The organism is Caldanaerobius fijiensis DSM 17918 (genome assembly GCF_900129075.1).
GTDB classification, from domain to species: domain Bacteria; phylum Bacillota; class Thermoanaerobacteria; order Thermoanaerobacterales; family Caldanaerobiaceae; genus Caldanaerobius; species Caldanaerobius fijiensis.
The window spans coordinates 48,085-59,231 of sequence record NZ_FQVH01000016.1; the positions used below are offsets into that span (position 1 = coordinate 48,085).

The 11,147-nt window shown below is 40.8% G+C and carries 8 protein-coding genes, 5 tRNA genes and 1 pseudogene; 12 read left to right on the forward strand and 2 right to left on the reverse strand.

Features of this window, described 5'->3' with window-relative positions:
• The first annotated feature begins 108 nt into the window (after positions 1 to 108).
• Positions 109 to 933: an SDH family Clp fold serine proteinase gene (locus BUB87_RS07855; protein ID WP_073343735.1), complete on the forward strand. Its 825-nt coding sequence runs from the start codon at positions 109 to 111 to the stop codon at positions 931 to 933.
• Here BUB87_RS07855 and BUB87_RS07860 read toward each other — a convergent pair whose 3' ends face one another.
• The gene (locus BUB87_RS07860; RefSeq protein WP_073343738.1) at positions 934 to 3,567 is read right to left on the reverse strand and encodes a calcium-transporting P-type ATPase, PMR1-type; all 2,634 of its coding nucleotides are present in this window, start codon (positions 3,565 to 3,567) and stop codon (positions 934 to 936) included.
• Between the two features lie 225 nt (positions 3,568 to 3,792).
• Here BUB87_RS07860 and BUB87_RS07865 point away from each other — a divergent pair, with 225 nt between their 5' ends.
• The 11 genes from BUB87_RS07865 to BUB87_RS07915 all read left to right on the forward strand — a co-directional run bounded on the left by BUB87_RS07865 (position 3,793) and on the right by BUB87_RS07915 (position 10,638).
• Complete coding sequence (locus BUB87_RS07865) at positions 3,793 to 4,626, forward strand: Asp23/Gls24 family envelope stress response protein (protein ID WP_073343740.1); 834 nt, start codon at positions 3,793 to 3,795, stop codon at positions 4,624 to 4,626.
• A 74-nt stretch (positions 4,627 to 4,700) separates the two neighbouring features.
• Positions 4,701 to 5,867 carry an ROK family protein gene (locus tag BUB87_RS07870; RefSeq protein ID WP_073343743.1) on the forward strand — a complete coding sequence of 389 codons (1,167 nt, stop codon included), beginning with the start codon at positions 4,701 to 4,703 and terminating at the stop codon, positions 5,865 to 5,867.
• Positions 5,868 to 5,881: 14 nt separating this feature from the next.
• The gene (locus BUB87_RS07875) at positions 5,882 to 7,027 is read left to right on the forward strand and encodes a TIM barrel protein (RefSeq protein WP_073343746.1); all 1,146 of its coding nucleotides are present in this window, start codon (positions 5,882 to 5,884) and stop codon (positions 7,025 to 7,027) included.
• Between the two features lie 14 nt (positions 7,028 to 7,041).
• Positions 7,042 to 8,553 carry a xylulokinase gene (xylB, locus tag BUB87_RS07880; RefSeq protein ID WP_073343749.1) on the forward strand — a complete coding sequence of 504 codons (1,512 nt, stop codon included), beginning with the start codon at positions 7,042 to 7,044 and terminating at the stop codon, positions 8,551 to 8,553.
• A 21-nt stretch (positions 8,554 to 8,574) separates the two neighbouring features.
• Positions 8,575 to 9,735: a M20 metallopeptidase family protein gene (locus BUB87_RS07885; RefSeq protein WP_073343766.1), complete on the forward strand. Its 1,161-nt coding sequence runs from the start codon at positions 8,575 to 8,577 to the stop codon at positions 9,733 to 9,735.
• Positions 9,736 to 9,837: 102 nt separating this feature from the next.
• The gene (locus tag BUB87_RS07890) at positions 9,838 to 10,038 is read left to right on the forward strand and encodes a cold shock domain-containing protein (protein WP_073343752.1); all 201 of its coding nucleotides are present in this window, start codon (positions 9,838 to 9,840) and stop codon (positions 10,036 to 10,038) included.
• 207 nt (positions 10,039 to 10,245) lie between these two features.
• A tRNA-Val gene (locus BUB87_RS07895) sits at positions 10,246 to 10,321 on the forward strand.
• A gap of 3 nt (positions 10,322 to 10,324) precedes the next feature.
• Positions 10,325 to 10,398: transfer RNA gene (locus BUB87_RS07900), tRNA-Asp, on the forward strand.
• Positions 10,399 to 10,406: 8 nt separating this feature from the next.
• Positions 10,407 to 10,479, forward strand: a tRNA-Phe gene (locus BUB87_RS07905).
• A gap of 10 nt (positions 10,480 to 10,489) precedes the next feature.
• Positions 10,490 to 10,563 (forward strand) — tRNA-Gly (locus tag BUB87_RS07910).
• A 4-nt stretch (positions 10,564 to 10,567) separates the two neighbouring features.
• Positions 10,568 to 10,638: transfer RNA gene (locus tag BUB87_RS07915), tRNA-Cys, on the forward strand.
• Positions 10,639 to 10,969: 331 nt separating this feature from the next.
• Here the strand turns inward: BUB87_RS07915 and BUB87_RS14125 are convergent.
• Positions 10,970 to 11,147, reverse strand: a pseudogene (locus BUB87_RS14125) (IS110 family transposase); the annotation flags it as partial.

Genomic DNA, 11,147 nt, shown 5'->3' on the forward strand with positions numbered 1-11,147 from the left:
ATACTAAATAATGATTTGAGTGCAAAAACAGCGATGGTTGTATGACAACACAAAATAAGTGATGAGTAAAAGTTTTTGCTAAAACACCGAATTAGTGGAGGTATTTCAATGTGGATATGGAATATCATATGGTTAATATTTATCTTGTACACGTTTATGCCGCTTTTAAAGCAGAGGAATATAGAGATAAAGCGTTATAAAATGATACAGGATATTGAAAAGAAAAGGGGTACCAGGGTCATTGTGATGATACATCGCCAGGAAATGCTGAGCATATTGGGTTTGCCGTTGAGCAGATATATCAATATAGAGGACTCCGAACAGGTGTTAAGGGCGATTCGGTTTACTCCTGACGATATGCCTATTGATCTTATACTGCATACACCTGGGGGGTTGGTACTGGCGGCGGAACAGATTGCTCATGCGATTATGAAGCATAGAGGTAAGGTTACTGTTATGGTACCTCATTATGCTATGTCAGGAGGAACGTTATTGGCCCTGGCTGCTGATGAAATAATGATGGATGAAAACGCGGTTTTGGGTCCTGTAGACCCGCAGTTAGGAAATTATCCCGCTGTTTCACTTAAACGGGTATTGAAAGAAAAACCTATTGAAAAAATAGATGATGAGACCTTGATTATGGCTGATATGGCAGAAAAAGCTATAGTACAGGTCAGGGATAGCCTATTCAGGATATTATCCAAGCGATTTGATGAGGATAAATCTCGTGAACTTGCTGATATATTTACACAGGGACGCTGGACCCATGACTATCCCATATCCTGTGAGCAACTGCGAAGTATGGGTCTTCAAGTATCCAATGATCTGCCTCAAGAGGTATACAGACTTATGGAACTCTACCCGCAACCTGTTCAGAGGAGGCCATCGGTTCAGTACGTTCCATTGCCTTATAGGAAAAGGCGCGATGAATAATCAAGTAAGGAGGCTATTTACTATAAACTCTACCAGTGAAAATCCCGATACTATCAGCCATGATATAAAGTCCAGAGGTACGGTTTTAAATATGGCAGATAAAAACGGTATATATATGACGATGAGCGTCAGTATAAAGGATGACAATGTAGCCAGTATAAGGTACGGATTTGTAAAAAAACCTGTTTCAAAGATGCTTTTGTGTTCTGAGCGGCTTTCGAAGGAATAGATGAGTTCGGATATTATCATGGTGACAAATGCTACCGTTCGGCTTTTTACAAGATCGCCATTGGAAAGAAACATCATAACGGTGAAAGCCGCCAATGAACTGGCACCTATTAATAACCCAGATAGTAGTATTTGAATACCTAATCCTCCTGAAAAAATTCCTTCTTTAGACTTGCGAGGTGGACGTTCCATGATATTGCCATCCGGTGGGTCTATGCCCAGCGCCAGTGCGGGCAGGCCATCTGTAACCAGGTTTATCCATAATATCTGGATTGGTATTAGGGGTACAGGTTGACCTAAAAATGTGGCTACTGCCATTGTCAGTATTTCGCCGAAATTGCATGAAAGTAGATATCTTATGAATTTTCTTATATTGTCATATATAATCCTTCCCTCTTCTACAGCGGCCACTATGGTGGCAAAATTATCATCCAGGAGGATCATGGAGGATGCTTCTTTAGCCACATCGGTTCCCGATTTTCCCATAGCTATTCCTATATCAGCTTCCTTTAACGCCGGTGCATCGTTGACACCGTCACCGGTCATGGCTACAATATTGTTGTGTTTTTTAAAGGCTTTGACGATCCTGAATTTGTGCTTTGGTGTTACCCTTGCGAATACCGATATGTTGGGTACTTTTTTTTCCAATTGAGCGTCGCTTAGGGTTTCTATCTCATCACCTGTGAGTACGTTGCTTTCATCGATATCGAGCCCAATTTTTTTGGCTATTGCTATAGCGGTAATTTTATGGTCCCCTGTTATCATTACAGGTTTTATACCTGCACTATAACAATTTTTTATGGATTCTATGGTTTCAGGTCGTGGCGGATCTATCATACCCTCCAGACCTACAAAGATCAAATTTTTTTCTATATTTATATTTTTAATTTCCCGTGGCAAAAATTCCAGTTTTTTATAGGCAAACCCCAAGATTCTCAGTGCCTGACCCGCCATCTGTTCATTTGCGCTGAGAATATGTTTTTTTTCAGCGGTAGTTAGAAGAGAAATACCAGTGTTATTTAATTTCTTTGAGCACATATCAAGTACCCTGTCAGGTGCACCCTTGGTGAATACGTAAAGCTGGTTATTTTTATCCTTACATATTACACTCATGCATTTTCTGTCTGAATCAAAGGGTATTTCTGCTATGCGCTGGTATTGTGAGAGCTTTTTTTCAATGTGGCCCTTTTTAGATGCGATCATTATGGCGATTTCTGTAGGATCCCCATATACTCTAGATGTTGAAAATTCGGCATTATTACAGAGGGCACCGATGGTGAGAAGCATCTGTAAAGGTATATTGTTTTCAGGAGTAATTGTTCCACCTTCTAATTTAAATTCTCCCTCCACATCATACCCTGTTCCTGTTACGTCTACTATTTTATCGTCCACATATATTTTTGTCACTGTCATCTTGTTCTCAGTGATTGTTCCTGTTTTATCAGAGCATATCACATTGGTGCTTCCCAGGGTTTCTACAGCAGAGAGCTTTCTTATTAGAGCATTGCGCTTTAGCATCCTCTGTACGCCAATTGCCAGTGATACTGTCACTATAGCAGGCAACCCCTCGGGTATAGCAGCTACAGCTAGGCTGACTCCTGCAAAAAACATGTTGTAAGAAGACTCACCGTGATATATTCCTGCAAATATAATAAGTATGCATACTCCAATGCTTATAAGGACCAATTCCTTACCGATCCGGTCTAAACGTTTCTGTAATGGTGTTGCTTCAAAATTTGTATTTCTCATCATATCAGCGATACTACCCATTTCTGTACGCATTCCTGTAGAGACAACCACGGCTTTAGCCCTGCCAGCGGTTATCGTTGTTCCCATGAAAAGCATATTATCTTTGTGCGCGCTTTTTAGTGAATCAGATCTATAGCCTGCAGATTTTTTTTCTACAGGTGTGGATTCACCTGTGAGGATGGATTCGTTTACTTGTACGTTATATGCTTCGATAAGGGCGCAGTCTGCCGGGACACTATCCCCCGCTTCTAATATGACGATATCGCCTGGGACCAGTTCTCTAGCTGGAATGATAATCTGTTTTCCATCTCTTATTGCCGTTGCATGAGGTGCAGATAATTCCTTTAAAGCTTCAAGTGATCTTTCTGTCCGATACTCCTGTATAAAGCCTAATATGGCATTCATGATTATAATAATTGTTATAGTGGCGGCATCTGCTACTTCTCCTAAAAAATAAGATATGAGAGTAGCAAGCAGCAATACAATTATGATGAAGTTTTTGAATTGATTTAAAAATATTGTTAAGGGCGATATACCGCTTTTTTTTGTCAACTCGTTAAAGCCATATTTTTCTAAACGCGATTGAGCTTCTTTCTGAGATAAACCACTTAATTTGATTTTTTCATTAAATAAAAATAACTCATCTTCTTTTATCATAGGGACACTCCTTTAATCTATGAGCTAAATACCTATTGTTATTTATATTAAAACATGCATATTAATATGCCCGCTGGTATTATGGTTAAAGATCTTACAATTTTGTATTACTTTAATTTGCAATTTGAACAACTTATTTGTAAATATTATAAATTACAAATTGAAGTTTATCTTGGTGTACAATAGGTGTCAAAACTCTGGTATAATACATGTGGAGGTTTTTTTATGAAGGTATATGCACTTGTGGGGCCGAGTGGTTCCGGCAAATCATATAAGTCAATACTAATTGCTGGTGAGCGTGGCATAGAAGCTATTATAGACGATGGACTTTTAATTATGGGAAATAGGGTTATAGCAGGTCAGTCGGCTAAAAAGGAGCTTACCAAAGTCGCAGCTATAAAAAGGGCGCTGTTTGTAGAGGATGCTCATGCAAATGCGGTAAAAGACGCCATACAATCAATGCATTTGAAGAGCATATTGATCTTGGGGACATCTGAGGGGATGGTACATAAAATTGCTCAGCGCTTGGGATTGCCGCCTATATCTGAAATAATACACATAGAAGATGTTTCAAAACCGTGGGAAATAAAGAAAGCACAGAGCGACAGAGCCTTGAACGGTACACATGTGATACCTGTACCTACATTTGAGATAAAAAATAGCTTTTCTGGTTTTTTCATGGATCCACTAAAGGTGTTGCGCAGGATAGGGCAGAAAAGTGTGGTGATAGAAAAAACTTTGATAAGGCCTCATTATAGCTATATGGGTAGATATGAAATAGCTGATATTGCTATTATTTCTATTGTATCCTACGAGGCCTTGAAGGTGGATGGCGTCACAAAAACAGGGAGGATTGATATAAAAAAAGGAGATGATGGAATTATCGTTGGCGTCGAGGTAACGGTGGAATACGGGAGAAAAATACCGGAGATAGTTTTAAACGTTCAAGCAAATGTAAAAAATCAAGTGGAATATATGACGGCTATAAATGTCCTTAAAGTTAATGTCTATGTAAGGGGTATTGATTTAAAAAGTATAGCTAGAAATAAAAATTCTTGAAAGTCCATAATCTTAGGCGTATAATAAACTTACTAAAATAATTTTAAAAAGGAGAAGGAGATTGAGGGTGTAGAGTGGTATTAAATCTGACGGCGAATCAGCAGTATTTAAGGGTATTAAATCGATGCACGGTGTTTGAGGAAATAAGCAAGAACGGTGCCTTGAGCCGGGCTGATCTACAAAAAAAGACTGGTCTTACGGCGACAGCTATATCAAATATCGTAGGAGACCTTCTGAGAAATCGCTTGATTATAGAATACGATGGTGGTATGTCAACGGGTGGAAGACCGCCGAAACTTCTCGACGTAGATAAGATTCATTGGGGTGTTTTGGGTGTAGATATAGATCCTGCTATTGTAACGGTAGGTTTAATGGATTTAAAAGGGACTATTATTGCTTTAAGATCAAAGAAATTAGCAGATAGCGATATAAATAATGTCGCGGATATTGTGAAAGAATTGGCTACAGATGTGAGCAGGGATTCCAATAGAAAGGTTCTTGCTGCCGGTGTAGGTATTCCTGGATGGGTTTACCCTAAAACCCAGGTGGTAGCGTTTGCTCCTAATTTAAATTGGAAGGATGTGGATTTAAAGTTCTGCCTCAATGAAAAATTGCAAATTCCTGTATACCTCGATAATGAGGCCAATGTAACAGCGATGGGAGAAGGATGGGCCGGATGCGCTCAAAATATCGATAATTTTATTGCTGTTAATTTCAGGACGGGTGTCGGCTCAGGAATTGTAATAGATGGTCTTATATATAGAGGCATATCAGGCAGCAGCGGTGAAATAGGCCATATTACAGTAGATGAAGGTGGCAGGAGATGTTCTTGCGGAAATTATGGTTGTCTTGAAACCATAGCGTCTACGCCAGCCATATGTGAGCGATTTAAAAAGAAAAAAGGCGATATGCATATGGCTGTCGATGTAAAGGTGATTGCAGATAGCGCAAAATCCGGTGATCATATAGCGCTTGAGGTCCTGAGAGATACAGGCAAGTATATAGGTATAGCATTTTCCATGGCTGTCAATCTGCTGAATCCACAGCTGGTTATACTTGGTGGAGATGCTGTAGAATATGGAGAGATTATACTTCCTGAGATTGAACAATCTATGAGGTCGAAAGCCCTTTCAACTTCTGTAAACAGTTGTAGTGTAAAGATCAGTTCTCTGGGCAAAACAGCGCCGGTAGTAGGTGCCGGAATATTGGCCCTGCAGTCTCATCTATCAAATATAATATGAAAGAGGGTGTTAATATGTTTGATATAAGGGATCAAATGATGAGGAAATCACCAGATAAGATGTTAGAACAACTTAAAAATTTTCATCTTGACCTCAAGTTTTCAGTAGGTATATGGTACTTTTCACCATCGGGTAGCAGGTTTAAAGAGGCTGCGTCAGCGCCTAAGTCGATTGAAGAGAGGCTGGATATAATAGCATCGCTTAAGGATTATGGAGTGAGCGCACTGGAGGCTCATTATCCTAACGAAATAAATGAAGACAATATGGATTTGTACAAAAAATTCTCAAGAGACACGGGGATAAGGATATTGACGGTTATACCAAACCTGTTTTTCCAAAAACAGTGGGAGTTTTCTTCATTGGCTTCACCTATTGAAGAGGTGCGTCAGAAGGCCATTGAAAGATTAAAAATATCCTTGCAGCTCAACAAAGAACTTGACACAGATTTTGCAATAATATGGCATGGCGGTGATGGTTACGAAAATCCCTTTGGCATCGATTTTATGGCTATGAGGGATAGGTTTGCGTACGGGATAGCAGAAGCTATGGACCAGGTTCCTGGTGTAAGAGTTGCTATTGAACCCAAGCCTTATGAACCTCGTGGAAGGATAATTTATGGTACAACAGCTGAAGGGATTTTGGTGGCCCAGAAGGTAGAAGGAGCACTTAGAAATGAAGAGAATAGGAGGATTCTCAGCGAAGGCCATTCCCTGGTAGGATTAAATCCTGAAGTAGGCCATGTACTGATGGCGTACGAGGATTTACCCTATGCCTTCAGCCTTGCCATGGAATACGGCAAGCTAATGCACACCCACTGGAACAGTCAGCCCTTGGGGAATTATGATCAGGACCTCAATGTAGGAGTGGTTTCACCTGAACAGGCAGAGGCAGCACTGTATGTTTTAAAAATGCACGGGTATAAAGGATATTTTGGCATTGATATCAATCCCGAGAGGATGCCTGTGGATGTGGCGGTTAAAAACAACATCGATGCACTTAGAAGCATGAACGCCAGAATTGAAGAACTTGATCACGAGGCAATACTGGAAGCTGTAAACAAACCGGACCAGCACCGCGGATTGCTGGAAGCTATTTTAATAAGGGCCAGAGCGCCAAAAACTATAAGCTTACCACCAATAAGTTCTGTAGTTAAGAAATAATTGAGGTGATTGCAATGGGTTACCTTGTAGGTATTGATATAGGCACGTCCGGGACCAAGACGGTTTTATTTGACGTAAATGGAAATACCATTGCCAGCAGTACGGTGGAATATGATATGTTTCAACCCGAGATAGGCTGGGCAGAACAGGACCCTGAGGACTGGTGGAGAGCTACATGTCAAAGCCTCAATAATGTGATAAAAAAGAGCGGTATAAAGCCGGAAGACATAAAAGGTGTGGGCCTTTCAGGGCAGATGCATGGTGCGGTATTGCTGGATAAGGAAGGTAATGTGTTGAGAAGTGCTATCATATGGTGCGATCAGAGGAGCAGCGATGAGTGCGATGAGATAACGGATATCATTGGATATGACCGTTTAATTGAGATTGCGGCAAATCCTGCTTTGACAGGTTTTACAGCTCCCAAGGTTATGTGGGTAAAAAAACATCAGCCTGAAATTTTTGAGAAAATTGCCCATATATTGCTTCCTAAAGATTACATAAGGTATAAACTCACAGGCGAATTTGCAACAGAGGTATCTGATGCCAGCGGTACACTTTTCTTAAACGTTAGAGAGAGAAAATGGAGCAAGGAGATCGTAGAAAAATTGGGTTTGAATATGGAATGGCTGCCGGTGGTATATGAATCCCAAGTGATAAGCGGCAAGGTATGTAAAAAGGCGGCAGAGTTGACAGGATTAAAAGAAGGAACTCCGGTAGTCGGTGGAGGCGGTGATCAGGCAGCCGGTGCGGTAGGCAATGGTATTGTAAAAAAGGGTTTGGTATCATCTACCATAGGTACGTCAGGCGTGGTATTTGCTTACACGGATAAAGTTACAATTGATCCAGAAGGCCGTGTTCACACCTTTTGCCACGCTATACCCGATACATGGCATGTTATGGGTGTGACCCAGGGCGCAGGACTTTCACTAAAGTGGTTCAGAGATAACTTTGGGTTTGAAGAAAAAACATTGGGTATGTTGACTGATACCGATCCTTATGTATATATGGATAAAGAAGCGGAACAGGCCGAACCGGGTTGTGGAGGATTAATCTATCTGCCATATCTCATGGGTGAACGTACCCCACACTTGGATCCCTATGCCAAAGGTGTTTTCTTTGGCCTTACGGCAAAGCATCGAAGACACGAGGTGATAAGGTCTATACTGGAAGGCGTTGTGTTTAGTTTAAGAGATTGTCTTGAAATAATAAAGGGTATGGGTATACCGGTCGAAGAGGTCAGGGCATCCGGTGGAGGGGGTAAGAGCAAGCTTTGGAGGCAGATACAGGCCGATGTTTTTAGGACCAGTATAGTAACCATTAATTCAGCAGAAGGACCTGCATTGGGAGTTGCTATTCTTGCAGGGGTAGGCACAGGGATATATGCTAATGTATCGGAAGCCTGTGATGCAATAATAAAAAGGGTAAATGTACAGTATCCTGATGAAAAAGTATCAGGGGTATACGAAAAAAATTATAAATTGTACACACAACTGTATCCTGCGCTTAAAAATTTATACAGGTCGTAAAACGGGAGATGTAAATTGTTTATGCATATAGAAGAAGATATTATGGCGCTAAAGGATGAAATCACAGATATAAGGAGGCATTTGCACAAATATCCTGAGTTGAGCTTTAAAGAAGAACATACAGCTGAGTTTATTTGTCAATACCTTAAAACGCTGGGTATTTATTATGAAAATAAGATTGCAGGAAATGGCATTATAGGATTTTTAAAAGGTAGCACAGGAAATCGGACGTATGCTTTTAGGGCAGATATGGATGCACTTCCTGTAAAGGAACAAACTGGTGTGGAGTTTGCATCTGCTAATGAAGGGGTTATGCACGCTTGTGGTCACGATGGACATATGGCTATATTATTGGGCCTTGCTAAGTATCTGTCAAAGCATAAAAATTTTCTTAAAGAGAATGTTATGTTGATTTTTCAACCCGCTGAGGAGCAAACAGGCGGCGCTCTAAACCTTATAAGAACAGGTGTATTTGATAGGCACAAAGTTGATGGTATTTTTGGGTATCATATATATCCTGATTTACCGGAGGGCATGATCGGGCTGAAAAAAGGCCCACTTATGGCTATGGCTGTTGAAGTTGATGTGGATATTTACGGGAGAAGTTCTCACGGGGCCATGCCGCAAAAAGGTAGGGATGCCATCGTGATAGCGTCGCAGTTTATACAGCATGTTCAGACCATAATAAGCAGGACCGTGGATCCACTGGAGAGTGCTGTTATAACTTTTGGTAAGATTGCTGGGGGTACAGTAAGAAACGTTGTAGCAGATAAAGTCAGGCTGGAGGGAACTATAAGGGCTCTTAATAGAGAGGTTTTTCTGAACATAAAGGAGGAATTACAGGGCATAGCGGGGGGATTGGCGCTGGCAAACAGTGCAAAGATAGACATGGATATAAGGGAAACCTATCCTCCTGTGTTAAATGATGAGAAATTGTACGAGTTGGTCTTGAAATCTATTCCTGGTGAAACTGTAGTAGAGATGGATCCTGTGATGCTGGCAGAGGATTTTTCATTCTACAACCAGGTTGCACCTTCACTTTACATGATGTTGGGAGCTAGAAATGAACAAAAGGAATATATTTATCCCCTTCACCATAGCAGGTTTAATTTTGATGAAGGTATTTTATTAAACGGGATACAGGTATATGTGAATGTACTGAGAAATGAAGGATTCTTATGAGTTAAATTTGACATAATAGCTTTAGTGTGTTATGATTAAATATACTATTGTATGGCAGTCATATAATAGTGATAAGTTTTTTATGTTTGGAGGAATGTACTGATGTTCAAAGGTAAAGTAAAATGGTTTAATGCTGAGAAAGGCTATGGGTTTATCGAAAGAGAAGGGGGAAGCGATGTTTTTGTCCACTACTCTGCGATAGACATGAATGGCTTCAAAACCCTGGAAGAAGGGCAAATGGTTGAATTTGATGTAGTGGATGGAGCGAAAGGTCCACAGGCTGCCAATGTAAGAAAGATATGAGCATTGCAGCATAAAATATATAAATTGGTCGTCACTAAGGCAAGTTATAAAGCCCTGATATCTTTAAAAGATTCAGGGCTTTTATCAATTTTTTTCCGTAAAAATTTATAAAAAGGTGTTGACGAAACCGAAGCTATATGATATACTATCACATGTCAGCTGGGAGATGAGTGAACCGGTTGAAGTCAGTAAGTGGTAATAAAGGATGGGCGCATAGCTCAGCTGGGAGAGCACTTGCCTTACAAGCAAGGGGTCACAGGTTCGAGTCCTGTTGTGCCCACCAAGGGGCCTGGTAGTTCAGTTGGTCAGAACGCTAGCCTGTCACGCTAGAGGTCGAGGGTTCAAGTCCCTTCCAGGTCGGTTTCGATGCCTCGATAGCTCAGTTGGTAGAGCAGGGGACTGAAAATCCCCGTGTCGGTGGTTCGATTCCACCTTGAGGCATTATTTAAATGCGGACATAGCTCAGCTGGCTAGAGCGCCACCTTGCCAAGGTGGAGGTCGCGAGTTCGAACCTCGTTGTCCGCTCTCTGGCGGCATAGCCAAGTGGTAAGGCAGAGGTCTGCAAAACCTTTATCCCCAGTTCGAATCTGGGTGCCGCCTCAACGAAAAATACTGTGATGAAGCCCTTTTAAGGGCTTTTATTTTTTGCTTAATGGGATTTGGAAATAAAGAGTAAAATAATTGTAGCCACTCAGTCAAAGTGATATAATGTGATGTGGAAATCGTTATACCTGTGGTCAGTTAAGAGTTAATAAAGATACCAAGTATTTGAGAAAAGACAAGCGGTGTAATGTCAAGTGGTATTTTTTGGAACCTTGAAAAATAAAGGCCTCAAAAACTCTAAAAAAGACAACACTTAATAAACCCACCATATATTGGATAATAATGGAAGGAAACTTAGCTGATATTCAGTTAAATGTATTTGCTAAATCTATCCATTACCTCCCGGTTGGTAGATTTGGCCTTTGCTCAGCAAGGCAAAGACCAGTCTCACAAGCTTACGTGCCGTTAAGACGAGGGCTCTCTTATGCTGGTGTTTGGTAACCTCATTGTACTTCTTGCAGTAAAAATCAGCATACTCTTTTGCGTGTATCCTTACGCAATTGGCT